This is a genomic window from Halovivax asiaticus JCM 14624, from assembly GCF_000337515.1.
Taxonomy (GTDB): domain Archaea; phylum Halobacteriota; class Halobacteria; order Halobacteriales; family Natrialbaceae; genus Halovivax; species Halovivax asiaticus.
Map to the genome: position 1 here is coordinate 148,039 of NZ_AOIQ01000017.1, position 25,852 is coordinate 173,890.

General features: G+C 63.8%; 25 protein-coding genes. 13 read left to right on the forward strand and 12 right to left on the reverse strand.

Annotated features, from left to right (window positions below; genetic code table 11):
• Positions 1–38: 38 nt before the first annotated feature.
• The 6 genes from C479_RS10975 to C479_RS11000 all read right to left on the reverse strand — a co-directional run bounded on the left by C479_RS10975 (position 39) and on the right by C479_RS11000 (position 8,909).
• Positions 39–2,261, reverse strand: a complete 2,223-nt coding sequence (locus C479_RS10975; RefSeq protein WP_007702267.1) for a DUF7846 domain-containing protein — start codon at positions 2,259–2,261, stop codon at positions 39–41.
• A gap of 146 nt (positions 2,262–2,407) precedes the next feature.
• A complete protein-coding gene (locus C479_RS10980; RefSeq protein ID WP_007702269.1) occupies positions 2,408–3,535 on the reverse strand; it encodes an extracellular solute-binding protein in 1,128 nt (375 codons plus the stop codon).
• A 24-nt stretch (positions 3,536–3,559) separates the two neighbouring features.
• On the reverse strand, positions 3,560–4,726 hold the full coding sequence (locus C479_RS10985; RefSeq protein WP_007702272.1) for an alpha-1,4-glucan-protein synthase: 1,167 nt from the start codon (positions 4,724–4,726) through the stop codon (positions 3,560–3,562).
• A gap of 23 nt (positions 4,727–4,749) precedes the next feature.
• Entirely contained in the window at positions 4,750–5,889 is a 1,140-nt protein-coding gene (locus C479_RS10990) for a lysylphosphatidylglycerol synthase transmembrane domain-containing protein (RefSeq protein ID WP_007702276.1), read from the reverse strand.
• A 132-nt stretch (positions 5,890–6,021) separates the two neighbouring features.
• Positions 6,022–6,951: an NAD-dependent epimerase/dehydratase family protein gene (locus C479_RS10995; protein WP_007702277.1), complete on the reverse strand. Its 930-nt coding sequence runs from the start codon at positions 6,949–6,951 to the stop codon at positions 6,022–6,024.
• A gap of 74 nt (positions 6,952–7,025) precedes the next feature.
• Entirely contained in the window at positions 7,026–8,909 is a 1,884-nt protein-coding gene (locus C479_RS11000; RefSeq protein ID WP_007702278.1) for an alkaline phosphatase D family protein, read from the reverse strand.
• A gap of 419 nt (positions 8,910–9,328) precedes the next feature.
• Here C479_RS11000 and thsB point away from each other — a divergent pair, with 419 nt between their 5' ends.
• The 3 genes from thsB to C479_RS11015 all read left to right on the forward strand — a co-directional run bounded on the left by thsB (position 9,329) and on the right by C479_RS11015 (position 13,638).
• The gene (gene thsB / locus C479_RS11005; protein WP_049907247.1) at positions 9,329–10,993 is read left to right on the forward strand and encodes a thermosome subunit beta; all 1,665 of its coding nucleotides are present in this window, start codon (positions 9,329–9,331) and stop codon (positions 10,991–10,993) included.
• A 350-nt stretch (positions 10,994–11,343) separates the two neighbouring features.
• The gene (locus C479_RS11010; RefSeq protein WP_007702280.1) at positions 11,344–13,257 is read left to right on the forward strand and encodes an ABC transporter ATP-binding protein; all 1,914 of its coding nucleotides are present in this window, start codon (positions 11,344–11,346) and stop codon (positions 13,255–13,257) included.
• Positions 13,258–13,305: 48 nt separating this feature from the next.
• Positions 13,306–13,638: a nuclear transport factor 2 family protein gene (locus C479_RS11015; RefSeq protein WP_007702281.1), complete on the forward strand. Its 333-nt coding sequence runs from the start codon at positions 13,306–13,308 to the stop codon at positions 13,636–13,638.
• A 15-nt stretch (positions 13,639–13,653) separates the two neighbouring features.
• Here C479_RS11015 and C479_RS11020 read toward each other — a convergent pair whose 3' ends face one another.
• Positions 13,654–14,844, reverse strand: coding sequence for an MBL fold metallo-hydrolase (locus tag C479_RS11020; RefSeq protein WP_007702282.1), 1,191 nt, complete (start codon positions 14,842–14,844; stop codon positions 13,654–13,656).
• A gap of 262 nt (positions 14,845–15,106) precedes the next feature.
• Here C479_RS11020 and C479_RS11025 point away from each other — a divergent pair, with 262 nt between their 5' ends.
• Entirely contained in the window at positions 15,107–16,006 is a 900-nt protein-coding gene (locus C479_RS11025) for a CPBP family intramembrane glutamic endopeptidase (RefSeq protein ID WP_007702283.1), read from the forward strand.
• A gap of 141 nt (positions 16,007–16,147) precedes the next feature.
• Here the strand turns inward: C479_RS11025 and C479_RS11030 are convergent, their stop codons facing one another.
• From C479_RS11030 to C479_RS11040, 3 genes are all read right to left on the reverse strand, one after another.
• Positions 16,148–16,582: a cytidine deaminase gene (locus tag C479_RS11030; protein ID WP_007702286.1), complete on the reverse strand. Its 435-nt coding sequence runs from the start codon at positions 16,580–16,582 to the stop codon at positions 16,148–16,150.
• 280 nt (positions 16,583–16,862) lie between these two features.
• Complete coding sequence (locus C479_RS16830; protein ID WP_007702288.1) at positions 16,863–17,270, reverse strand: DUF7344 domain-containing protein; 408 nt, start codon at positions 17,268–17,270, stop codon at positions 16,863–16,865.
• Between the two features lie 68 nt (positions 17,271–17,338).
• On the reverse strand, positions 17,339–17,995 hold the full coding sequence (locus C479_RS11040) for a helix-turn-helix domain-containing protein (protein ID WP_007702291.1): 657 nt from the start codon (positions 17,993–17,995) through the stop codon (positions 17,339–17,341).
• A 191-nt stretch (positions 17,996–18,186) separates the two neighbouring features.
• Here C479_RS11040 and C479_RS11045 point away from each other — a divergent pair, with 191 nt between their 5' ends.
• The 5 genes from C479_RS11045 (at position 18,187) to C479_RS11065 (ending at position 20,920) form a co-directional block, all read left to right on the forward strand.
• Complete coding sequence (locus tag C479_RS11045) at positions 18,187–18,831, forward strand: helix-turn-helix domain-containing protein (protein ID WP_007702294.1); 645 nt, start codon at positions 18,187–18,189, stop codon at positions 18,829–18,831.
• Positions 18,832–18,922: 91 nt separating this feature from the next.
• Positions 18,923–19,270: a HalOD1 output domain-containing protein gene (locus tag C479_RS11050; RefSeq protein WP_241430185.1), complete on the forward strand. Its 348-nt coding sequence runs from the start codon at positions 18,923–18,925 to the stop codon at positions 19,268–19,270.
• The gene (locus C479_RS11055; RefSeq protein WP_007702315.1) at positions 19,263–19,445 is read left to right on the forward strand and encodes a hypothetical protein; all 183 of its coding nucleotides are present in this window, start codon (positions 19,263–19,265) and stop codon (positions 19,443–19,445) included. Before C479_RS11050 ends, C479_RS11055 begins: the two co-directional genes overlap by 8 nt.
• A 720-nt stretch (positions 19,446–20,165) precedes the next feature.
• Positions 20,166–20,447, forward strand: coding sequence for an AbrB/MazE/SpoVT family DNA-binding domain-containing protein (locus C479_RS11060; RefSeq protein WP_007702317.1), 282 nt, complete (start codon positions 20,166–20,168; stop codon positions 20,445–20,447).
• Entirely contained in the window at positions 20,444–20,920 is a 477-nt protein-coding gene (locus C479_RS11065; protein ID WP_007702326.1) for a PIN domain-containing protein, read from the forward strand. Before C479_RS11060 ends, C479_RS11065 begins: the two co-directional genes overlap by 4 nt.
• A gap of 243 nt (positions 20,921–21,163) precedes the next feature.
• Here C479_RS11065 and serS read toward each other — a convergent pair whose 3' ends face one another.
• On the reverse strand, positions 21,164–22,534 hold the full coding sequence (gene serS, locus C479_RS11070) for a serine--tRNA ligase (protein WP_049907248.1): 1,371 nt from the start codon (positions 22,532–22,534) through the stop codon (positions 21,164–21,166).
• A gap of 182 nt (positions 22,535–22,716) precedes the next feature.
• On the opposite strand from serS, the gene C479_RS11075 reads away from it, so the two are divergent.
• The 4 genes from C479_RS11075 to C479_RS11090 all read left to right on the forward strand — a co-directional run bounded on the left by C479_RS11075 (position 22,717) and on the right by C479_RS11090 (position 24,638).
• Positions 22,717–23,430: a carbonic anhydrase gene (locus C479_RS11075; RefSeq protein ID WP_007702333.1), complete on the forward strand. Its 714-nt coding sequence runs from the start codon at positions 22,717–22,719 to the stop codon at positions 23,428–23,430.
• A gap of 106 nt (positions 23,431–23,536) precedes the next feature.
• Positions 23,537–23,761, forward strand: a complete 225-nt coding sequence (locus C479_RS11080; protein WP_007702336.1) for a hypothetical protein — start codon at positions 23,537–23,539, stop codon at positions 23,759–23,761.
• Between the two features lie 118 nt (positions 23,762–23,879).
• Positions 23,880–24,074, forward strand: coding sequence for a cold-shock protein (locus C479_RS11085; protein ID WP_004267330.1), 195 nt, complete (start codon positions 23,880–23,882; stop codon positions 24,072–24,074).
• A gap of 198 nt (positions 24,075–24,272) precedes the next feature.
• Positions 24,273–24,638, forward strand: coding sequence for a cupin domain-containing protein (locus C479_RS11090; RefSeq protein WP_007702349.1), 366 nt, complete (start codon positions 24,273–24,275; stop codon positions 24,636–24,638).
• A gap of 174 nt (positions 24,639–24,812) precedes the next feature.
• Here the strand turns inward: C479_RS11090 and C479_RS11095 are convergent, their stop codons facing one another.
• Positions 24,813–25,790 (reverse strand): aldo/keto reductase, encoded by a 978-nt coding sequence (locus C479_RS11095; RefSeq protein WP_007702355.1) that lies wholly within the window; start codon positions 25,788–25,790, stop codon positions 24,813–24,815.
• Positions 25,791–25,852 lie beyond the last annotated feature (62 nt).

Genomic DNA, 25,852 nt, shown 5'->3' on the forward strand with positions numbered 1-25,852 from the left:
AACGACCCGGGCGAGGCTGCAGAACCGTCCTCGCTCGTTTATTCCCGCCCGTCCAACTCTGTCTCGAAGGAGACACCGTCGAGGGACAGGTCCGGTTCTCCAGGGACGTACGTACCCTCGTCCGCACACCGCGTGACGAGCGTGCACACGGTTCGCTCCGCCGGCCAGAGCACCTCGACGCCCTCGTCAGTACTCCGGACGGGGACCTCCTGGCGGTAGGTGAGCGACGACCCGACCGTCTCGTGCATCGTCACCGAGAGGGCCAGGTCGTCGACATCGTCGAGCGCGACCGACCCGTTCTCGACCGGCTCAGCCGATTCTGCACCGTCTTCGGCGGACTCTGTCGACCCCGCCCTGTCATTGGCGGGCTTGTCCAACCCCGCCCCATCGTCACCCGTCTCGTTGGAGCCAGTTCCGTCGTCGACGGTTACCAGTTCGGCGCGACCGTCCGTGACTCGCCACTCGACCGTGACCGCGTCGCCGGGCTCGTGAACCCGGTGGGTGGCCGTCTCGCCGTCGGTCGTTTCGAGACGCACGATCGCGCTCTCGACGGTGGTGAGGGTGCCGACGCGGGTTTCGCCGTCGAAGCTCGTTCCCTCTCGGAGCGTTACCTCTTGGAGCGTCGGCACGTATTCGTCGTCGGGATCGGGCGACCACTCGCCGTGGGCGGCGTAGCGGTAGTAGGTACGATCGGGATAGGCGTCGAGCACCGCGAAGTCCCGTTCGACGCCGCCGTCCAGGGCGTACACCACCTCGCCGTCGAGCCCGGGGTCGTTGCGCAGCGCCTGGAACGGGTGGCCGAGCCACTCCCCGTATTCCGGAGGGAGGAACACGAGCGCGTTCTCGAGGTCCGCCTCTTCGAACGGTTCGTAGGCCGTCTCGAACTTCTCGGTGTGGGCGGCGTGGCGTTCGACCGGCGTCGAGACGACCGCGGCGTTGGCGCCGCCGATCGCGAGCGCGCTCACGAGTGCGACGGCGATAGCTACCCGGCGCGCTCCATTCGTGGAGGTGCGCGCGGTCAGCCACGCGTGGACGCGTCCGCGCCGGAGGGTCCGCCAGGCCGCGACGAGCGCGACCCCTGCGAACACCGCGAGGACAGGGAGCGTGTCGAAGTAGTAGTACGGTCCGAACTGCGAGAGGAGGCCGTCGGTGGGGTCGGTCATCGTCGCGAGCGCGTTACGGTTGCCCCAGAACGCCAAATTCCCGAGAACGACCGCCGGCAGGACACCGGCGAGGAGAATGCCAGCGGTCCGGCCGTGATCGGCGTCGTCGGTCCCTCCGATCGACACGGCGTCGCCCGGAATCCACCGACGAACGGCGAGTCCGAGCCCGCAGATGGCCAGGAGTGTGCCGACCGGACCCGCGGTCATCCAGCGGGCCGCGTAGTACCGGAGGACGTACCCGTTCGATTCGAGTGCGAGCGCCGGCGTGTAGTCGATGCTGTGGTCCAGCAACTCCCGACGGCCGAAGCCGGGGCCGTCCATGGGGGCGAAGGCCTGATAGGGGAACACGAGCGGCGACCCGGTGACGCGGGCGTTGTACGCGAGCGTCAGTGCGACGAACGAAAGCCCGAGCACGCCCGTGAGTGCGTTACGCCGAATCGGGTCAGGTACCGGACGGCGGACGGCGCCGACGCCCTCGCGACGGACGGTCCCCACGACCTGCCAGAGCGCGTGGGCGATGAACGGTGTGGCGAACAACACCGCCGTGTACGGCCGGGCGAAGAACGCCAGCCCGACGGCGACGCCCGCCGCCGCGGCGCTCGGGAGGTGGCCGTTGCGGACGCCGCGGAGGTAGGCGACGGCGAACAACAGGTTCAGGAACGTGGTCGGCGCGTAGGGGATGAAGACCGAGGAAGTGAGCAGCGCGAGCGGTGATGCGGCGAAGACGGCTGCGGCGACGACGCCGACCGACCGATCGAAGATCGTCGATCCAAGGACGTAGACCAGCGCCGCGTTTCCCGCCGCCACGACCGCGAGCGTCACTCGCGGCTCCCCGAAGAGGGCCATCGAGACGGCGAACATCCCCGACGGAACCGGACTGTACTTCGGGTAGAGGCGGCCGCCGTCCTGGACGAAGAACCAGGGGCGGACGGCGTCGGCGAGCGCGCCCGCGTGAAGTTCCACCTGCCCCTCCAGGAGCATCGCCGCCTGCATCAGGTAGACGGCCTCGTCGTCGTTGGTCGAGTGGTACGGAAAGAGTCGCGTGGCGAGGACGAACACCGCCAGCCCCGCGAGGAGTGAGACGGCGAGTGCGAGCAAGCGATAGCGATCTGCCGATGTCAGTTCACCCGCAACGAGACGGCGGCCAAACCGGCGGCCCCGACGGACGGACCGGCGGCCGCGGTCGAGAAGTGGACGGGATGGGGAACGGGGCGGGGACACGAATTGTGTTGGGTGACGCTCGCTCAGACGGGGACGCCGGCGTCGCGCATGAGCTCGATCGTCCCTTCGACGTCAGAGAGTTGCGTCGGGTCGACGTCGGGAGTGTTCAGTTCGTCGGCGCTCGGAAGCTCGCCGATGGGGTCGACCCCCTCGATGACGGGGTACTCGTACGTTCTGCCGGCGAAGTACGCCTGGGCCTCTCCAGAGAGGAGGTGGCGGATGAAATTCTCGGCGAGTTCGGGATTGCTGGACTGGTCGATGACCGTTGCACCGGCGACGTCGAAGGTCGCGCCCGCGTCGCCGTCGGTGAACGCCGTCGACACTGGCGCGTCGGGATTCCCGGCCAGATGGCGCTGGATGTAGTAGTGATTGGCGAACCCGGCGTCGATCTCGCCGCTGGCGACAGCCCTGGTGACCTCGGACTCGTAGCTGTACTCCTGGACGCCCGATTCGAGGACGCCTTCGAGCCACGCCTTCGTCGCCTCGTCGCCCTCGATGATCCGCATAGACGTGACGAAGCCCTGGAACGAACCGTAGGAGGGTGCCCAGCCTAGCTGGCCGTCGAAGTCGCCCGCGAAGGCGTCGATCGAGTCCGGAATCTCGCTCTCGTCGTAGGCGTCGGTGTTGTAGGGGATCGTTCGTGCTCGTCCGGAGGTCCCGACCCACTCGTCGGTGGCAAACGTCTCGTTGGCGACCATCTCGGTCACGTCACTCGAGAGCGATTGGGTGCGTCCCTCGTCCGCGAGCGTCCCGAGCGCCCCGGAGTTGACGGTGAAGAAGACGTCGGCAGGCGTCGCCGACCCTTCCTCGAGGATCAGGTTGACGAGGTCGGCCGAGCCGCCGGGATTCTCCTGGACCGTGAAGTCGTCGTACCGGGATTCGAGGTGGGAGAGTAACTCACCGACGAGCGCCTGCCCGCGGGCGTTGTAGAGGACGAGCTCCCCCGCAAGCTCCGGCAGGTCGTCCATCGGCGTGCCGCCGGGTTCGGGAAAGCCGCGCCCGGAACCGATCTGTCCGAAGAAGTCGTCGTCGCCATCCTCGTCGTCGTTTCCGCCGATGAGTCCCGTGCAGCCGGCCAGCCCGACCGATCCGAGGACTGCCGAACTGGCGAGGAAGGTGCGCCGTCCGCCAAATTTCCGTTGTTTCGTCATGGTTTTAGGTTTGCCTAAATAAACTTATACCCGTCGATCGACCGTCGCGGTCCGGCGTGCTTCGAGCGCGTCGAGGCAGTCGAGCCAGTCGAGCATGTACTCGCCGACGTGGGTCAGGAAGTCACCGTTCGTGAACTCGTCCCAGTCGCCGCAGGCGAGTTCGCGCCCCATTGCCTCGAACACCTCGGCGTAGGAGTCGGCGTCGTCACCGACGTCGTCGATTAGCTCCCAGAGGTGTTCGTTGAGTTCGAGGCCGGGGACCTCGTTGTTCAGGTCGTCGAACGTGCTGCGTGGGGCCTTGTTGTGCTCACACAGCGGCGCTCCGTTGTAGATTCGCCTTCCGAGAACGTCGCACGCCCGTTTGAGGAAGACCCCGGACCAGATATCGTCGAACCGACCGACGTCCCACGCGTTGTCGTCCATCGGCAGCTGGTAGAAGGCGGGGATCACCTCGCGGCGGAACGCGAGGTTCATCGAACAGACCGTGAGGTAGTTGTCGCGCGCGGCGACGAAGTCCTCACCGAAGTCGTCACGGGTCGTTCGCGTCTCGGCTTGCCCCTCCAGATCGCCGTCCATCAGAATCCTGACGGCGTCCAAGTCCGGGACGTTCGTCCACAGTCCCTGGGAGGCGACGACCTCGCCGGAGTCGATCTCCGTCGTTCCGGTCTCGATCGTCTCGTCCATCGCGGCGTAGGGGTAGCCGCGGGGGTACAGACCGTGTTCGTCGGCATTCTGGTAGAGGACGTTGACCCACTGTTCGTCGGAGGCGACCTCCTCGATCTCGCCCGCGAACGCGAGGTTGTCCATGTGGGTACCGAAGAAATCCACGTCGTCGTGGGGGAGCGTGTCGTCGTCGATGAAAAAGCCATACTCGAACTCCTCGTTTGCCCACATGTACAGGAGGCCGAAGCTCGTTTCCGCGTGACTCGCCGCAGGGACGACGTGACTGAACTCCGTGATGTCGTGGTCGGCGTACCACTCCTCGCGACGGGTGCCGTCGAAGACCTCGCCGGAGACCTCGAGATCGTCGAGCATCGCCTCCATCTCGTCGGCGTCGCAGAAATCCTCCGTGACGAGGAGGAAGTGGAGTCGCGAGAGATCGAACCCGTAGGTGTGTGCGTTCTCGACGTAAGATCGTAAACAGTCGTACTCTCGGATCGTCGGGACGATGACGCAGGTATCCGTCTCCATTACTCGCATTGTTTTAGGCAGGCCTAAAAAGCGTGCCGGTCTCCGTCGGGCGCGGCCGTTCCGGTCCGGACGTCGCCGATCGAGAGGCCAAGGACGGCTGCTGCGGCCCCACCACCGACTACTGTGATCCCGTTTTTCAGCGCGTGGTCGAGGACGGCCGCGGCCAGCGCCGTCCCCGCACCGATCGGTGTAAGCCCGACGACGAGTGCGGTGAACGCGGCCTCGTAGAGGCCGACGCCGCCCTGGGTGAGCGGCAAGACCTTCGCCAGGTTTCCGACACTGACTGCCAGTGTTCCGACGACCAGTAACGAACCGCCCCCGAGGCCACTGTCGAGGGCGACGAGCACCAGGATCGCGGTGGCCACGTCGACCAGCCAGATCAGCAGACTCGTCGATCCCACGATCAGCAGCGACCGCGGGTTCCCCGCGACCCGTCCCACGTCGAGGCCAACCTGGCGCACCCACGCGAGAACCGGTGCCAGGCGCGCGGAGCGTTCAGCAGTCGTCCGCAGTCGGGTCGAAATCCGTCGCCCGAACGGCGTCCACGCCGCCGTTATCACGACGAGGCAGGCTCCGACCGTCGCGGTGCTCACGGCCGCGGCGGCGAGCAGGACTGGCTGTGACTCCCCGGTGCCGGCGAAGGTGCTCGCCGGTTCGACCGTGCCGCCGAGGACTAGCCACCCGACCGCGGCCCCGGCGAGGACCGTGATCGTCGCCAGGTCGAAGAGCCGTTCGACGGCCAGCGAGGCGACGCCCGTGCTGTAGGGAACGTCTTCCTTTCTGTTCACGACGTACGCACGAACGGCGTCGCCCGCCCGTGCCGGGAACACGAGGTTCGCCGATTGACTGACGAAGACGGCGGCCGTGAGCACTGTCGTCCCCGCCCGGTGGCCCATCGGCAACAGCACGTCGCCGTATCGGCGTCCACGGAGCGGCCACGAGGCGGCGTACAGGGCGCCGGCGGTTGCCAGAATTGCAGGATCGGCGAGCGAGATCGTGGCGAGGAGTTCGCCGCCATCGACGTTCCGCGCGGCGAGCACCAGTCCGATACCGACGAGTATCGTGCCGAGAAGCGGTCCGTAGCGGCGTGTCGCAGCCGAAAGCGACCACTCGGCGTCCGATCGAGCGGTCTCTCCGTTTGATCCGGGCGGACCGTCATCCATACCGACGCTGGCGCGTCCAAATATTTAAGCCCACCTAAAACGCTACCGTACCGGTTTCCGATCACGTCTCAGCGCGGTTTGGCAACCTGCACGCGCACCTCACAACACGTCACTGGTTGCCCGTCCGGGCCGTTACCAGGTTTCTGCGAGGAGTTCCCGGGTGGCTGCTCTAACGGCCTCGTCGCTCGATCGCGCCGGCTCCCACCCGAGTGCGGCGAGTTTCTCGATCGAGAGGGCCATTTTGGGGACGTCACCGGTCCAGCCGCGATCGCCGCCCGTGTACTCGAAGGCGGGATCGAGTCCCATCTCGTCGGCGACGATCGACGCGATGCGGTCGACGGACGTGGTCGTTCGCGTCCCGAGATTGAACGTGTTCATTTCCTCGTCGGCGTGAGCGACCACGTGGCACATGGCGTCGAGGCAGTCCTCGACGTGGAGGTAGGACTTCTCTTGGCGGCCGTCACCGAGGATCGTGAGCGACTCCGGATCGGCGCGCAACTTCTCGATGAAGTCCGGAATCACCGCACCGCGCAGTCGCGGGCCGACGACGTTCGCGAACCGAAAATTCCAGACTGTCAGGTCGTGACTGTGGGTGCGCGCCGAGAGCAGTCCCTCGTCGGCCAGTTTACTCGCCCCGTAGGCGCTGATCGGTTCGAGGGGCGCGTAGTCTTCGGGCGTCGGCCGTGACGCTTCGCCGTAGACCGTCGACGACGAGGTGTAGGCGATCTCTGTCACGTCGGCGTCGGCCATCGCCTCGAGCAGGTTGCGCGTCATCCGCGTGTTGTCGGCGAACTGGTCGTGCGGGCGGTCGGTGTCGACGTGCTTGGACGAGGCAAGGTGGAACACCAGATCGACGTCCTCGAGGACGCCCTCGAGCGCGTCGACGCTCGTAAGATCGGCCTCGACGAATCGGGCCGCATTCGGGACGCGATCACGGTCACCGTTCGAGCAGTCGTCGACGATCGTGACGGCCGTTCCTTCGTTCAGCAGTCGCTCCGCGAGATGCGTTCCGATGAATCCGGCACCGCCCGTCACGAGTACGCGTCGATCCGCGAGAGTCATGGCCCAGAATTTTCCGACGGAACAATAATCCTGTTGTCTCCGCCGGTGTCGTCACTCGTCTCGGATGACTTCGCCTACGGCTCGTCCCGCCATCCTTCGCCTGTCGGAATCGTGGGTACTCCCTCGGATTCGTTTTCGGCTTCGACGTCCGTCTCCCTCGTTCCGTTGCCGGAGACCGTTTCCGCTTCCGGTTCGGCGGCGACGTAGTTCGCGCCGTCTCGGACCTCGAGTTCTTCGAGGTCGATCTTCCCATCGGGGATCCGATAGGCGGCATTCCGTTGTTTCGTCGCCGCGTCGCTATTGACGGTTTTGTCGACCTCGTAGACGGTGTAGGTGCAGTCGTCCTGCGTGAATTCGACGACCGCGTACCCGTGGCTGTGCCAGTCGACGAACTCCATGTGCGGGTTGTTCGACCGGACGAGATCGGCGACGGCATCGTCGTCGAGGTCGCCGGGGAAGTCGACGACATCTGCCGCGTTGACGCTCGTAATTGAGGGAGTCATGAGTTCGACACCGACCGGGTCGGAGTCGACCCACCACCACTCGTTGTACGTCGTCCGCTGATAGCCGGCTATCGAACAGTGGAGATCACCCGAGAGGGTGACGAAATTCCGGACGTCGGCGTCAGCGATCGTCGTCATCAGCGTTTCGCGCTCGGCCTGGAAGCCGTCCCACGAGTCGTGGATGAACTCGGTCTGCCAATAACCTTTGCCGGCCGTGATCGGCATCGTCAGCACCTCGTTGGCCCAAACCGTCCAGCGGGCGTCGTCAGTCGTCACCGTTTCGAGGAACCACTCGCGCTGTTCTTCGCCGAGCATCGTTCTGTCCGGGGCGTCTTCGTTGTCGCACGTGACACGTCGCTCACCACACGGTGGTCCGTCGCGGTAGAGCCGTTCGTCCGTCCGAACGAGCGTCGCGAGGTCGCCGAATTCGATCGATCGCCAGAGCTGCAGCTGCTCGTGGAGTTCCGTGGCGTCTGGATCGTACTCGACTCGAGACGGCATGTACTCGATCCAGGCCTGAATGCCGTTCGCGGCGACGTCGATCGTAAACGTGGGATCGTCGCCGCGGTCTTTCTCCGGCAGCCGCGGCGCATCCTGTTGCTCGTCCCACCACCAGTTGTTCCCGATCTCGTGATCGTCCCAGCCGGCGATCAGCGTGTGCTGTTCGAGTCCGCGCTGGAGCAGTGGATCTCCGCGATATACGGTGTAAAGGTGTCGGAAGTCCTCGAGGGTCTCGGCGAGCGGTTTCCCGCTCGGTAACTCGATATCTCGACCATCGTACACGTCCGTCGTCGGCGACGTGTACTGGCCGTCTGCTGATTCGTAAATGAAGTCGCCCATGTGGACCAGGAAGTCGACGTCCTCCTCGGCAAGGTGAGCGTACGCGCCGTAGTAACCGTTCTGATAGTCCTGGCAGGTGAGCACGGCGAGCGACAGCGACTCGAGGTTCGCTCCCGTTCCCGGAAGCGTCCGGCAGCGGCCCGTCCGACTCGCAACGCCGTCGTAGAGGAACCGGTAGTAATACCGCTCGTTGGACTCGAGTTCGCCGTCGAGATCGAGATTGACGGTGTAATCGTGCTCGGGAGAGATCGAGTCGGCGGCGACGATGCCGTCGGAGACGACGTTCTCGAACGCCTCGTCGGCCGCGACTTCGAACGCCAGCGGCTGTGACTGCTCGTACGCCGCGGGATCGATGCGCGTCCAGAGGATGACGCCGGTCGACGTCGGGCCACCGCTGGCGACCGACTGCGGAAACGTCCCGTCCGGATCGGTCGCCGGATCGAACTCGAACGGGTCCAGGTTCGCCGCGGGTTGTGCGGTTACCCGCTGGGCGATGGATCGTTCGCCGAGGATCACTGCGATTCCCCCTGCGATACCGGTCGCCGATACTCGCTCGAGAAAACCGCGTCTGTTCGACGTCGCTGCGTGCTGGGCTGCGTTGTTTCGATCTGGCATCGAATCAGCAACCAACTTGGCTGATAAAATACTATTATATTTTGAATTTATATGTATACTTACTACAATGTAAATTACAATAGGGCCCGATTTGTGGGCCGATTCTCCGAGCAGCGGACTCGATCCTCGAACCGACACCGGTATTCCAGCCGAGGTCGGAGAGCCCCGTCTCCGTCGATTGTACCGCTGGAGCCCGGCAATTCGATCTGGTTCGGATAATCGGAGCACCGCTCATGATATAAAAAAGCCGGTCCTGATTCGGTTCGTCGACCCTGTCTGTACGATAGGCAATCACACACGATCGGCCGAACCTCCGTACGCATGGCGATTACTCGAGTGATCCTCGGCGGCAGTTCGAGTCGGCGATTGTGGAGGACAAGAACGTTTTTATAGAAGGACAAACATAGATTCGCTTGACTATGAGCCAGCGAATGCAACAGGGACAGCCGATGATCGTCATGAGCGAGGACTCCCAGCGCGTCAAGGACGAGAACGCGCAGGAGTACAACATCAGTGCCGCGCGAGCGGTCGCCGAGTCGGTCAAGTCCACACTCGGGCCGAAGGGAATGGACAAGATGCTCGTCGACTCGATGGGATCGGTCACCATCACGAACGACGGCGTCACCATCCTCCAGGAGATGGACATCGACAACCCGACGGCCGAGATGATCATCGAGGTCGCCGAGACGCAGGAGGACGAGGCCGGTGACGGCACCACGACCGCCGTCGCCATCGCGGGCGAACTCCTCAAGAACGCCGAGGACCTCATCGAACAGGACATTCACCCGACGGCCATCATCAAGGGCTTCCACATGGCCGCCGAACAGGCTCGCGAGGAAGTCGACGATATCGCCACGGTCGTCGACACCGAGGACGAGGACCTCCTGCGCTCGGTCGCCGAAACGTCGATGACCGGCAAGGGCGCCGAACTCAACAAGGAACACCTCTCGTCGCTCATCGTCGACGCCGTCCGCGCCGTCACCGTCGAGACCGACGAGGGCGAGAACGTCGTCGACCTCGAGTTCCTCAACATCGAGACACAGACTGGCCGCTCCGCCGGTGAATCCGACCTCCTCGAGGGCGGCATCGTCGACAAGGACCCCGTCCACGACGATATGCCGACCGAGGCCACCGACGCCGACATCCTCCTGCTCAACGATCCGATCGAGATCGAGGAGGCCGACGTCGACACCGAAGTCTCGGTCACCGACCCCGACCAGCTCCAGCAGTTCCTGGACCGCGAGGAGAAACAGCTTCGCGAGAAGGTCGAGCACATCGTCGATCTCGGCGCCGACGTCGTCTTCTGCCAGAAGGGCATCGACGACCTCGCCCAGCACTACCTCGCGAAGGAGGGCGTCCTGGCCGTGCGCCGCGCCAAGAAGTCCGACCTCGAGTTCCTGCAGGAGGTCGTCGACGCCGCCGTCGTCTCCGATCTGGAGAGCGCGACCGCAGACGACCTCGGCTTCGGTGACGTCACCCGCGACGCGGCGGACGAGCTGTTCTACGTCGAGGGCGACGACGCCCACGGCGTCACCCTCCTCCTGCGCGGCTCCACCGACCACGTCGTCGACGAACTCGAACGCGGTATCAACGACGCGCTGGACGTCGTCGCCCAGACCGTCTCCGACGGCCGCGTCCTCGCCGGCGGCGGCGCCATCGAGGTCGAACTCGCCTCGCGTCTGCGCGACTACGCCGACTCCGTCTCCGGACGCGAACAGCTCGCCGTCGAGGCCTTCGCCGACTCGCTCGAACTCGTCCCGCGCGTGCTCGCCGAGAACGCCGGCCTCGACTCCATCGACACGCTCGTCGACCTGCGCTCCGCACACGACGAAGGCGACGTCCAGGCCGGCCTCAACGCCTGGACCGGCGACGTCGAGAACACCGCCGACGCCGGCATCGTCGAACCGGCCCACGCCAAGGAGCAGGCCGTGACCTCCGCCTCCGAGGCCGCGAACCTCGTCCTCAAGATCGACGACATCATCTCTGCCGGCGACCTCTCCACCGACAAAGGTGACGACGAAGCGGGCGGTCCCGGCGGCGCCCCCGGCGGCGGCATGGGCGGCGGCATGGGCGGCATGATGTAAAACGAACTTTTGCTCTGCGGGCCGGCAAAGCCGGCCCGCGGCAAAACTTCGATGAAAAGCACTCCTCCCCCACCTGTTCGCGGCTTCGCCGCTCGCTTTTACGCGGCGCGTGGCGCCGCGCAACCGGTGGGGTCGTCGGCCCGCTCACTCCCTTCGGTCGCTCGCGGTTCTCACACTATTGTAGTCCAGCCTTTCCCCGTGCTCGCGTGCCCTGCGGACACGCTCGCGGCCGCCGCGGGAGGTGATCGGTCGGAGGCACTGTTGTTCGTGGAACGGTGACCGTCTCGATTTCCGGCACTGTCGGCCGATACCGTGGATCGTTTACGGTTCGAAACTGAACTGGAGGGTCAGTGAGCGCTTACGACGAGGAGGAGACGCCGTTCGACGCCTATCGCGAGCGCGTCGATCGGCCGTTGACGCGGTTGTTCATGGAGTACGGGACCGACCGTCTCGGCTGGTTTTCGATCGGAATGGTCGCGAACTTCGTCGCGCGGATGGCCAGTCTGGTCGCGCCGTTAGTGCTCGGGACGGCGATCGACGCAGTCTTTCCACCGCCGGAACGGGCTGGCGAGTTCTCGCTGCCGGTCGTACCCGACGCATTGTTGCCGGCCCAGCAGATGCCCCAGTTCTGGTTCTCGGTGACGGCCATCGCGCTGGCGTTCGTGGTGACCGCCATCTTCACTTGGATCTACGGTGTGACGGCCAATCTCTTCGCCCACGGCGTGATGCACACTGTCCGGGTCGACAGCTTCGAGAAGATGCAACGGCTGGACCAGACGTTCTTCGACGACAAGCAGACGGGCGAGGTCATGGCGGTGCTCAACAACGACACCCAGAACCTGGAGATGTTTCTGGACAACGCCCTGATGAACTCGTTGCGCCTGCTCGTGATGGTCGCTGGCATCGCGGGCGTGCTGTTCTACCTCAACTGGCAACTCGCGCTCATCACGCTGGTCGCCGTGCCGCTGATGGTCGGCTTCACACTCTGGTTCATGCGCGTGGCCGAACCGCGGTACGTCCGCCAGCGGTCGGCCGTCGCCCGGCTCAACACCCGTCTCGAGAACTCGATCGCCGGGATGGAGCTGACGAAGACGACGGCGAACGAGTCCTACGAAACCGAACGCGTGCGCAAGGCCTCGAAGAACCTCTTCGACCGGACGATCGACGTCCTCAAACTCACCTACCTCTACCGGCCGGGGATGGAGCTGCTGGCCGGCGTCTCCTTCGCCGTCACGTTCCTCGTCGGCGGGCTCTGGCTCACGACCGGAACGGCGCCCGGCCCGCTCTCCGGGAGCCTCTCCGTGGGCGATTTCGTCGTCTTCCTGATGCTGACCCAGCGCATCGTCGCGCCGCTGGCAGAGGTCTCGAACATCGTCGACCAGTACGAGAACGCCAAGGCCTCGAGCGAGCGCATCTTCGGCCTGATGGACATCCCGGTCGCGATTCAGGACGACGAAGATCCGGTGGCCCTCACTGACCCCGACGGACGCGTCGAGTACGACGGGGTCTCCTTCGCCTACGACGATATCATGACGGACGAGGACCACGAGGCCGAGACCGTGATCGACGACGTCTCCTTTATCGCCGACCCTGGCGAGATGGTCGCGCTCGTCGGCCCGACGGGCGCCGGCAAATCGACGATGCTCAAACTCCTCATGCGACTCTACGACGTCGACGAGGGCCAGATCCGCGTCGACGGTCACGACCTGCGGGACGTCGCACTCGAGGATCTCCGCGAGGCGACCGGCTACGTCGGCCAGGAGACGTTCCTCTTCGACGGGACGATCGCCGACAACATCCGCTACGGTAGCCAGGACGCCCCGATGGACGAGGTGCGCGAGGCAGCGAAAGCCGCCGAAGCCCACGAGTTCATCCAGGAACTCGACGAGGGATACGACACGCGCGTGGGTGAGCGGGGCGTGAAGCTCTCCGGCGGGCAGCGCCAGCGAATCGCCATCGCCCGAACCGTCCTGCAGGACCCGCCGATCCTCGTCCTGGACGAGGCGACAAGCGCCGTGGACACCGAGACCGAACTCGCCATCCAGCGCTCGATCGAGCGCCTCACCGAGGACCGCACCACGCTCGCCATCGCCCATCGCCTGTCGACGATCCGCGACGCGGACACGATCCTCGTCCTCGAAGACGGAGCGGTCGTCGAGCGTGGCGACCACGAGGAACTGCTCGACGAGGGTGGCCGGTATGCCGCCCTCTGGAACGTGCAGGCCGGCCAGATCGACGAACCCGCGGAACTCTCGGGCGACTGACGGTCGTCGAAACGGGCCTTTTTGCTCCGTCGCGCGAAACGGCGTGACGTGCCCGAAGACCCCACGTCGATCATTCGGCGCTACTACGACGCGCTCGACGCCCACGAGTACGGCGAACTCGAAGCCATCCTCGCGCCGTCGTTCGTTCAGCACCGCCCGGACCGCACGTTCGAGGGTCGCGACGAATTCGTCCGGTTCATGCGCGAGGACCGACCGATGACCGACACGCGTCACGACCTGATCGAGGTGTTCGGCGCCAACGATCGCGTAACTGTCCGTGGCCGTCTACTCGACGGTGACGACGATTCCGTCTTCGAATTCGCAGACGTCTTTCAGCTCGAAACCGATCGAATCGCCCGTCTCGACACCTATACCCGCTGAGAAACGTATCGGTGGTCACGCGGAACAATTGTTCGGGCCCAGCTCGAGTTCCGTCCGTTCTTCGGGGTCCAGTTCACGGACGCCACGATTGATCTCGATGATGTCCTCGTAGTTGGCCGGTTCCTCACCGGGGTCGGCCAGCCGTTCGACGAAGCTCTCCTCGTCGAGCTGGAGGACGTCGATCCCAGTCCGGGCGTCGCGGACGGTCGTGGTTATCAGCTCGCCAGGGGAACCCACTTCGAATTCGCCATCTCCGGTGACCGTGACGTGGCCGGGCAGGACGGTCAGGGATTCGGGTTCGGACAGCAACGTCCGGTGGATCGACTCGTAGAGCATCCGGGCGCCCTCGTCGCCGTTCGCGGCTTCACCGCTCGCCTTTCCTGAGCCGCTATGGGCCTCGCTGTCGTCTTCGGAGAACTCCAGTTCGGTACGCCCGACCGAGTTCACGTGCAGCGTGTCCGCAGTCAGGACAGCTTCGCCGCCGACCAGCATAGAGATCATCTCGCTCGTGTGGCCCGGCGTGTACAGCGCCTTCATCGAGAGTTCGCCAACTTCGATCGTCTCGTTCCGGCCGAGTCCCTCGAAATCGACCTCGACGCCGCGCTCTGCGGCTCTCTCCCCCAGATAGTACGGCACGTCGAGTTCGTCGGCCAGCCGGCGGCCGCCGGAGACGTGGTCGGCGTGGACGTGCGTGTCGAGCACGGCCGAGATCGTCAGGTCGCTCCCGGCGGCCGCGGCTTTCACCTCGTCGATGTCCTCCGTCGGGTCGACGGCCACGGCCTCGCCCGTCTCCGCGCAACCGACTACGTAGGAAAGACAGCCCTTGGCCCGGCGCTGGAGCTGGACCGTGCGGGCGGACTCGCCGACGTCGATCTCGACGGTATCGTAGACGCCGCTCCAGGCCTTCATCCCGCCGTCGACGGCGTTCACTTCCCGGTCGTCCAGTTCTTCGGCGAGCTGGGTGGCCAGGTTGCCCGAGGAGAGTCCCTTCGCGCAGATCGTGACGACGCGGTCGTCGCCGACGAGTTCTTCGATCTCGTCAAGCTGGCCGTCGTCCAGGTCCTCGTGGATCCCGAACGGGTAGTTGACGGCACCGCGGACGTGCCAGGACCCGTAACTCTCCTCGGGGCGGGTGTCGAGCAACGTGAACTCCTCCCCGTCGTCCAGCAACTGCTTGAGCCGGTCGGGAGCGATCGTGGTGACCATGTGGTCTGCGGACCACGCCGAGCGACGTAAGTCGTTGTCCGTCTATTGCGGCTCAGTCGCCAGGTATGCGGATCGAGCATCGGTTCCGTTCGTCGGTTGGCCTGCACCTCGGTCAGATTCCGAGCGTCGCTCCGTAGGTGCCTCGACTTCGATTTCGATCGCACTGGAGCAGGAGGCTCTTCGGCCGATCGAGGCGGTTATTGCCTGGCGAACCGACTCAGAAGGTACTTGGCCCGGGGAGGGAGTATCTCGAGAGGAGACGATGGTCCGCGAACTCTTCGGGATCCGATCGCGAATCAAACGCCACCGCGTTCTCACCTTCTTACTCGTCGTCTACGGCTGGTCCTGGGGATGGGACGCGGTCTATCTCGCGTTCGGCTGGTGGGAGACGCTGCCGGTCTACATCAACACGTTCCCAAGACAGTGGGGTCTCCCGATCGGCGCCGTGGTTGTCGTCTGGGCGAGCGACGTTCCGCTTCGGGGGTGGCTCGGCCGCGTCCTCCAGTGGCGGTTCCACCCGGGTCTGTCTCTCGGCGCGCTCGCCCTTCCCGTGCTCGTAACCAACGTCCAACCGGTACTCGCCGCGATAGGCGGCGGCACGCTTCGCTACTCGCCGCCTGCTCCGTTGTCCCTGCTACTGGGCTTTTTCCTGCTCAACGTGCTCCTCTTCGGCGGTGTCGAGGAGTTCGGCTGGCGCGGATTCCTCCAGCGGCAGTTTCAGGGCCGATTGTCTGTGTTTTCGGCGGGACTCGCCGTCGGCGTGCTGTGGTGGGCGTGGCACCTCCCGCTCTTTCTCGGTCACCCGAACTTCACCGCCGACCCGCTGTTTCTCCTCCAGTACACGACGTTCGTCCTCGGTGCGTCGACCGTCCTCGGTGCGCTCGTCAACGCCACAGACGGCGGCGTGCTCCCGGCGGTAGGGATGCACGCTTCGATCAACGTCGGGGCCGTCCTGGGTGGATCGGGTGGCGTCCTCGACGGAATGGTGTCGCTCGGGTTCGTCGTCGGCTCGGGCGCGTGGTGGCTGGTAACCGCCGCTCTGGTGGCGCTCTACGGGCGTTCGATGATACCCGGATCCACGCTCGAGCCATTGTCGGAGCCGTCTGGTCGCCCGGGACCGAGCCGTCAGTCACCTCCTCGATCGGTACAGAATCGTCGCTGACCCGACCGAACGAGTGCCTCGCTTTTCACGCTCGGTGGATAACGCGGTCCGCTCGCGTGACCCTCGTCGTCCGCCCTTCGATTTCTGTATCAGCTTTTCATCGAACGGTTCCCGGTCGTGCGAACCGTGCAGTAGACTCGCTCACCACGTCCGTGTCGGGAGGAGGTCGATCGCAGGCACGACCCGATTCTCACCGTCGACGGGGACGATGACGCGTAGTTCCTCGTTGTAATCTGCCAGCAGTTCCCGACAGGACCCACAGGGCGGGATCACCCGTGCGTCGTCCGTATCGTGAGCGGGCATCGGGTACGCGACGGCGGCGCTGGTTTCGATCTCGTGGTGACTGTACCCATCGGCGATCGCGGCGCCGACGGCGACCGGTTCGCCACACATCGACGCACGGCCGATGCTCGCCGGCAGACTCACACCCTCGTAGATCGAGCCGTCCGTCGTCCGCACGCCGGCGGCGACGATGTGTGCGCCGTCGAAGAAGTCCGGATCGAACGTGCGTTCGTTCGTTTCCGTGATCCGGTCGATGAGGGCTTCGTCTTTCGCCGAGAGTGGTTCAGTCTCCATACCGGTTCGATCCATAACGACGCAATAGGCTTTCTGCACTGTCGTTCCGATGGATAGGCGTGTTCCAGCCGTATCGAACACCGGAAATTATAGTGAATTTTGTTACATTTGCCGATTCGGGCGAGATACGCAGCGCGACTGTCGCACGGGATGTGGCCTTTTTTGCGACGATGGTGATCGCTCGGTGCATGAGACGTGGTCACCGGAGGGACCACCGAAGCCGCTGTTTGAGAGGGAGGTGAATTCGCTCGAACGAGAGGAATACCGCTCCGATATGTTGTCACTCGTCGGCGCCGTACGACTCAAGTAGCGTCAGGAGTTCTTGTTCGAGTTTACCGCCAGTAAACTGGACGAACCCCGTTTCAGCCTCGTAGTCGATTATTCGGACCTCCTCCAGTTTTGGGAGGTGCGCATGGGTCAGCGCGATCCGGACGCGTTGATGATGTTCGTCGGATGCCCGCTCTGCGTCTTCGTCCCGAACCCTGTCTGCAACACGGTCTACAAGCGCATCGTATTCCAGTGTCTGATCGGATGCGCTAGTCAGTGAGTTGAGGATAGCCCGTCTATGTTCGTTCGCTACTACCGCCAGAAGCCTATCGGGGGAGACCGGTCTCGCTCGTTTCACCGAACTGTCGAGACCGTCGATCTGCTGGAGACCATGTACACCTCGCTCCGCATTTCCGTCCATACTCACAAAAACGGAGCCACTGCTGCCTGGGTCTATTCCATGGTGCACAAAGGGGCCAGCCGATCCACTTACTCCTCGGACTCGGGAGTGAGGAGTGAATGCCGAACGAACGCCCCGATGGCACGACGCAGACGCTCCGTCACTGCTTGATCTGAAATTCCGAGTTCGTCTGCGAGCTCTTCGGTCGTACACCCTCGTGGAATGTCGTAGTATCCCAGTCGAACGGCGAGCGAAAGCGCTTCGCGTTGTGGATCGCTCAAGCCGTACCACGGACCAGACTCTGGGCCCGCAGGGTTGTATACGCGAACGAACTCCAGTGAGATGTGAGCGTCCTCACAGCAGGTTTGACACTCGCTCAACTCTTCTCGGTGGGGGAACCGAATCTCGAAATCCCACTTTTTGGACGTTCCGGTCGCACCCAGTATCTGTCCATCGTTGCCCAAGATGCATTTAAAGAGATGGTCCTGGCTCGCATCCCAATCGAGCCTGAATAGGGTTCTGTCTTCGAACACGTCCACCTCCGTGACGCTATTGACGGTCGGGTAGCGCTCGACGGCTTCGAGAAAGCCGTTTTCGACCGGTTCGTAGACCCAGAAGAGCGGCACGGTAACGTCTCCACTCGGGACGAGCGTTTCGAGTTCGATGGCCGACGTTTCATCGAGATCGAGAATTTGCCCGAGCTCGAAGTCATCGGGTGGTATTCGAACCTCCGCTATCACACTCATGCTCGGTGGTGCGGCTAGATTACTCCGGGTGGTACAAAAGGAAATGACATGGTGCACCATGCTGTCCGGATTTCTAACCGTTTTACTCCCCGGGAGAACGCACTATGCTGGCCACTCGCCCTGTTTGTCTGGGTCCGTGCCATGGTCCACCACCCTCATCGATTATCTGCCTGTCGGACGAACGCTCCCGCATGGCGACCGTCATGGAGTTTACGAGTCCGACAGCGGAGTTTCCACTGGGAACTGTATTCGAGAACTTGCCGGGAGTGACGGTCGAACTGGAGCGACTGATTCCACACGAGACGCTGATCATTCCGTACTTCTGGGTCCGTGGTGCCGAAGCGGAAGACATCGAGGCCGAGTTCGAATCACACGCTGGGGTGAGCAACATTCGCCTGGTTGATAGCGTCGAGGCCGAGTATCTCATGCGTGCGGAGTGGGAGCAAGAGTACTTCGGCGTGCTGAGTGCGCTTGCTAAGGCTAACGTCGTCTTGCTCACTGGGATCGGAACGAAAGACGAATGGCGATTCGAGGTGCGCGGAGAAAGTCAGGAGCCGATCGCCGAGTTTCGGGATCTCTGTCAGAAAAACGATATTCCGATCGAGATCACCGCTGTCCACGCCATGCTTCCGATCCAGGGAGAAGGATACGAACTGACCGAAGCCCAGCGGGAGGCACTGGTATTGGCCTACGAGCGTGGCTACTTCGACACCCCACGCGAGGCATCACTCGAAGAAATCGCAGTCGAACTTGATATCACTCAACAATCGCTTTCGTCCCGCCTTCGTCGCGGACACCGACGCCTCGTTGGAGCGACTCTCGTCAGTTCGTCGTGAGCTTCCTGGTGGCTCTTTATTTAAACCCACTGTATAATCAGTAGGTGCGTTAAACCGATTCAGCCCACTAAAATAGGTCAATATGGGCACGATGGTGGCTGGGGTTGGAGTAGAAGCGGTCGAGTATTATCAGGAACCTGTGACCGTCCGTACGCAGTTTGACCAGGCGAAAACACCCGCAAGCGTGGCTGTTATCGCAACGTTGGCGGACGTGATGGACGTTGATCCGGTCGAACTAGACACGCTACATGCGACTGTTGACTCAGAGGCGTTGGATACACTCGTCTGCGTTCGAAACGGGACGGGTGGAGATGTCCACGTTACATTCTCCCACGAGGGTCACGAAATAACCGTACATAGCTACGGCGTGGTTACCGTCACACCAACGCCCGAACTAGCAGCGGAGGAATGCGAGAGGAAGTGGGAAGACGATGTCTGAGGAAACTCCGCCCACGTCGAAGGCGGAATTGAACGCGGCGCTACAAACGCTCCTTATCGGGGCCTATAAGAATGGAATCGACGTGAAAGGCGGATTCGAGTGCCGGAATGGAGTCGAACATCCTGACTGGGACGTGATCATCACCGAAGTCGCAAAGAACGACCAGTCGGAGTGAGATCCTGCGGGGGAGACCGGACCAGTAGTAGGGTATAGAACCGTGAGTGAGGAGTGCAGTAACAGTGACCGGGTCGAAAGAGTACTCTCAGTGCAACAATGAGGAGTATACTGTGCGTTACTGAGAGCTGGCTCGAGGCCTGTAGACCCACTATCCGTGGAGGTGCGATACTCGACCCGAGGGCGCTTACGGTACGATAACTGGCCGTTGTCGCCCGTCTCCCACCCGTACTCCCGGAATACACTGGCCGTCCCACCGTCCGATGCTTCCTCGAATGCCGTCCATCCGCGCTCGGTTTCTTCGAACACGTTCCCGAGTCGGCGGACGAAATTCTGGCACCGCTCCTCGGCACCATCTTCCTACTCAACTCAAAGCTGAGTTAAAACCAGGAGACGGCGTCCGCGGACCGCGAGGGGTGGGGAGAATTAGACGCCGACCGATGCCGGGGAAGTGCTCTTCGGTCTGCTGGATGAGTGATGCTGACATCGACCGACTTTCCGGCCGAGGTCCCGATTCGTTTCGACGTGAACACCTTAGCACGGTGCTATCCGAAACTTCGTGAGAGGCCTCGAAATCTGTCTTTCTTGTAGTTTCCTGTTTTGTATCCGGGTAGGATCATCCGTGTGTCCGGTGTCCTTCGGTGAACGTCGTCCCGTCTCCCGCCAACACTGGTATGATTCCTTCCGTAATACTCAATATGTATTACCTCGTAGCCCCGGTATGCCGCGCGTCACCACCAAGGGTCAGGTCACCATTCCCAAGGAGATTCGGGACGCACTCGGGATCGAATCGGGCGACGAAATCACCTTCGAGCCCGTCGACTCGGGGTACAAGATCCAGAAGAAGGCGCCGACGACGGAGGACGGCACGGATCCCTTCGAGAAGTACCGGGGGAGCGCGGAGAGCGACGAATCCATGCCGGAGCGGATGCGCCGACTCCGGGGTGAATTCCCACGAGCCGTGGGCGACGACGAACGCGAACCGTCGGAGGATGCGTCGTGATCACCGCCGTCGACACGAACGCGCTTCTCGCGCTGTTGTACGACGACGAACACGCCGGTACGAGCGAAACTGAACTCCGACGAGCGTACCGAGACGGCCGAGTCGTCACGACGCCGATCGTGTACGCCGAACTCGCCGGAGATGGCCACTTCGATACCGCGTCCGACCTCGATCGGTTTCTCTCCGATCTCAGTATTCAACTCGTCGAGCCGTCACGGGCGGCGTCGTACCGGGCGGGTGATCGATTCCGGGAGTACACGACTCGTCGGCCCGACGGACTTCAATGCCCGGCTTGTGGGGCGGAACAGATCGTCCAGTGTGAATCGTGTCGGGAGGAACTCACACCGCGCCGGCACATCGCCGCGGACTTCGTCATCGGTGGTCACGCAGCAGCGGACGCCGATGCGCTGATTAGCTTCGATACTGCGTTCTACCGGACCTACTTTCCGGAACTAACCGTCCATCCCGCCTGACTTCGTTTCGGGTCTTCACACGGCCGCGGGCACCGCCCTCGCCGTGATCACAGCTGAGCCGTTCGCATTTCCGCGTTTTTCGCGCCTTCGATGCTCCGACCCCGTCTCCTCAGTCGCCTCCTTCTCCCGCTCCGCGGCTCCCGGCGGTCGCCGCTCCGCCTCGAGGATTTCGCTTCGCTCACGGGTCGTACCTCCCCGTTCGCACCACCGAGGTTCTCACGTCCGTTCGAACCTCGCACTCGCTCAATCCTCGCCCAGCGCGCTCTCGCCGACCGTATCGTGCCCCTCGATGACCTCCTGGCCGCCCATGTAGGGGCGCAGGGCCTCGGGAACGGTGATCGTGCCGTCGTCGTTCTGGTAGTACTCCATGATGGCGACCATCACGCGCGGGACGGCGACGCCGGAGCCGTTCAAGGTGTGGACGTACTCGGCCGACTCGTGGCGTTCGGGGCGGTACTGGATGCCCGCGCGGCGGGCCTGGAAGTCTTCGAAGTTCGAGACCGACGAGACCTCGAGCCAGCGCCCGCCCTCCGCGGGACCGTCGTCCATGTCGTCGCCCGGCGCCCAAACCTCGATGTCGTACTTCTTCGCCTGGGTGAAGCCGAGGTCGCCGGTGCACATCTCGAGGATGCGATAGGGTAGTTCGAGCCGGTGGAGGACCTCCTCGGCCTCCGCAACGAGGCCCTCGAAGCGGTCGTAACTCTCCTCCGGGCGGACGAAATTGACGAGTTCGACCTTGTTGAACTGGTGGACGCGGACGTAGCCGCGAGTTTCGGTACCGTGTTCGCCGGCCTCGCGTCGGAAGTTCGGGGAGTAGGCGGCGTACTTCAGCGGGAGATCCTCGTCGACGAAGATCTCGTCGCGGTGCATGTTGGTGACCGGCACCTCCGCGGTCGGCAGGAGCCAGAGGTCATCGTCGTCGTACGGCTCGTCGTTGTCCGCCCCGAGGCGGTAGGCGTCCTCGGTGAACTTCGGGAACTGGCCGGTCCCACGCATCGAGGCCGAGTTGACCGGGATCGGTGGGAGCACGTCGACGTAGCCGTTCTCGCGGTGGACATCGAGGAAGAACTGGATCAGCGCGTGCTCCAGTCGGGCGCCGTCCCCTCTGAGGAACTGGAAGCCGCCGCCCGAGACTTTTGCGCCGCGCTCGAAGTCGATCAGTTCCAGGTCCTCACCGATATCGTAGTGAGAAACGACTTCGTCGGGAAGATCGCGCAGCTCGTCGAAGCCTTCGCGCCGGCGCTCGACGTTCTCGCTCTCGTCTTCCCCGACGGGGACTTCGTCGGCGGGGATCTGGGGGAGCCGGAGGAGTCCCTCTTCGAGTTCGGCTTCGAGGACATCCGCTCGCTGCTCTACCTCCTCGAGTTTGGCTTTGAGTTCGTTCGAGCGCTCGATGGCGGCCTCGGCTTCTTCGTCTTTGCCGTCCCGTTTCAGTTCGCCGATCTGCTGGCTCACCTGATTACGATCGTGGCGGAGGTCGTCGCCGCGGGCTTTGAGCTCGCGCCACTCCTCGTCGACTGCGAGGAGCCGGTCGAGGTCGAGATCGACCCCTTTGTTCGCCAGCGCTGTGCGTACCTCATCGGGGTGTTCGCGCACGTAGGTCCGATCGAGCATTCGTTGTATGGTGGTTCCGGACGCCTCGCCTAAATCGTATCGGAACATATGACGCGTGCGCGAGCCGTGATCGATGTCGCTCCGGCTGTCGCCGATCGGACGAATGCCGTGTCCACGGCGGTTCGTGGGACCGATCGCGCCGAGCCGAATCGTTATTGGGCTCCCCCGCCCATCCCTCCGCTATGGACGAACATCTCGCCGCGTTGCTCGATGGCAACGACGAGCACGTCGAACAGGTCCCCGATGGAACGTTCGAGGCGGTGCAGGACGGGCAGGAACCAGACGTCGTCTCCGTCTGCTGTTCGGATTCGCGGGTCTCCCAGGAGGGAATGTGGCACGTCGACGAGCCGGGGGAGCACTTCACGGCGAGCAACATCGGCAACCAGGTCTGGGACGCCGACGTCGGCGAACGGATCGTCAACGGGAGCGTCCTGTACCCGATCCACCACTGCGGGACGGAGGCGGTGGCGGTCGTGGGCCACACCGGTTGCGGCGCGGTGACTGCGGCCTACGACGTCGTCCGCGGCGAACCGGCGCCGCGCCCGCTCGGCGTCTCGAAGCTCGTCGAACTACTCGTTCCCGTCGTCGAGGCCGGGCTGACTGACGAGCGCGTCGATGCGGCCACCGACGGGACGCCGGCCGATGGGGTCGACGAGGCGACCGTTCGCGATCAACTCGTCGAGTACAACGTCCACACCCAGATCGACTTCCTGCTCGATGCGCCGGAGATTCCGGACGACGTCTCCGTCTACGGGTTCGTCTACGATTTCCACGGCACGTACGGGTCGGAACTCGGCCGGACGCGCCTCGTCAACGTCGACGGCGCAACCGATCCGGCCTCGATTCGCGACTCGCTTTCGGCCTCGTATCACGACGCCGTCGCGACGCTCCTGTAACCGGTCACGGATCGCTCGGTGGGTCGAACGCTGTCAGAAAACCGCCAACACCGTGTCGCTCGGTCGCCACGGTTATCACGCCGTCTCGCCTAGCAACCTACGTCAAATGCGTCGCCTCTTCGACTCGGATCTGGCGTTTTACGCCGCCGTCGGTGTCTTCATCACCGCACTCTTCCTCGTCGGGCTGGCTATCCTGGCGGCCCTCAACCCCGACGGCATCGGAACGAGAGAACTGGGTGGCTTCGTCGTCGGCTTCGGCCTGTTCATGGTCTCGTACGTGACCGCGATGGTTATCTATCGGCTGGTCCCCGACGATATCGACGCGTCGTGATCGGCGATGGGAGGGACGTTCAGCCGTCAATTGAAGTCTAGGTGCTTCTGGCGCCTGTTTTTTCGGCATTGTGGGAGTCGGAAGTGTTATGAGTGCTGCCCCCGTCTATTCGAGCGCAATGGCGAAAGGAACCGTTGATTTCTTCAACGACACTGGCGGCTACGGATTCATCGAGACTGAGGACGCGGACGACGACGTGTTCTTCCACATGGAAGACATCGGCGGCCCGGACCTTGAGGAAGGACAGGAACTCGAGTTCGAGATCGAGCAGGCCCCCAAGGGCCCGCGCGCAACGAACGTCGAGCGCCTGTAAGGCGAATTCGCTGAGGTATCGACTCTTGACTGCAGCACTTACCCTTCTGAGCGACGGCTGTCCCACTGTGGCGCCCACCACCCCGAGCTACGGCCGTCCCACTGTGGCGACGCACTACCCACTGCCACGGCCCTGCGATCCCATCGGACAGCCCGCGAAATCGATCGATCTTTTGACGGTGGCCACCGACGCCCACATATGAGCGAGCCGGTCATCCGAGGTGCGGACGACATCGAGTACGAATCGGTCGACGCTGCCGACGGCCTGGCGAAGGGCGTCCTGATCGCCGAGGACCACGGTGCGCCGAATTTCGCGATCCGCCGATTTACCCTCGATGCGGGCGCCGAGGTGCCAAAACACACGAACGACGTCGAGCACGAGCAGTACGTCCTCGCTGGCGAGTACGTCGTCGGTATCGGCGACGAGGAACACACCGTCTCGGCCGGTGATTCGCTGCTGATTCCGGCTGGCGTCCCGCACTGGTACCGGAACGAGGGCGACCAGGACGGCGCGTTCCTCTGTGCGGTTCCAAACGGTGACGACGCGATCGAACTGATCGAGTGAGCAGGAGCGACGCGAGAAGTGAATCGTCGACAACGCATCGTGGGATCGCTGGGTACCCTCGGCCTGCTACTGATTTCCCGTCTCGATCCCGAGGCGCCGTCGCCGAACTGCGCGGGTGGCTGATCGGGATTCGTCGGGTCACGTCGTCAGCGACCACGTTGTGACTGTTGCCGATCAGTCGTGCCCGGAGACCGGTACGGGTTCGTAGGGTTCTTCCAGGTACGCCTGGTCGCTCGCCGAAAGGTCGATCTCGAGCGCTTCGACGGCCTGCTCTAGATGCTCGACGCTCGTCGTCCCGACGATCGGCGCGTCGACGGCGTCCTGGTGGAGCAGCCACGCCAGCGCGATCTGGGCCATCGTCACACCCTTCTCGGCGGCCAGCTCCGCGACGCGCTCGTTGATCTCCGTCCCGCTGCCCTCGCGATAGGGGTGTTCGTACATGTGCTCTTCCGTCTCGCCGCGTGTGGTCGCGTCGATCTCCTCGTGTGGTCGGGTGAGATAGCCCCGGGCGAGGGGGCTCCAGGGCATGACCCCGACGTCTTCTCGCTCGCAGAGGGGCAACATCTCCCGTTCCTCCTCGCGGTAGACGAGGTTGTAGTGGTTCTGCATCGTCTGGAAGTGCTCCAGCCCCTGTCGATCGCTCGTGTGGAGGGCGTCGGCGAACTGGTAGGTCCACATCGAGGACGCGCCGGCGTAGCGGATCTGCCCGCGCCGGACGGCGTCTTCGAGTGCTCGGAGCGTCTCCTCGATGGGGGTATCGTCGTCCCAGCGGTGGATCTGGTAGAGGTCGATCGTGTCCATCCCCAGGCGCTCCAGCGAGCGCTCGAGTTCCTGCTCGATCGCCTTCCGGGAGAGCCCGCCGGAGTTCGGATTCGACTCGTCCATCTGGAAGTAGCACTTCGACGCGACGACCTGCTGGTCGCGGTCGTACTCCGCGAGGACGTCCCCGAGCACGCGCTCGGACTCCCCATCGGAGTACATGTTCGCGGTGTCGAAGAAATTGATCCCCAGGTCGATCGCTCGCTCGATGATCTCGTGGGACTCCTCCTCACCGAGGACCCACTCCCGCCAGTCGCTCGTCCCGAAGCTCATACAGCCCAGGCACAGTCGGCTAACCTCCACGCCCGTCGAGCCGAGGGTGGTGTACTCCATGCACGAGCTATCGCTTCTACCCTCAAAATACTCCGGGTGTCGGCGAGTGCGAGCGGGTTCGG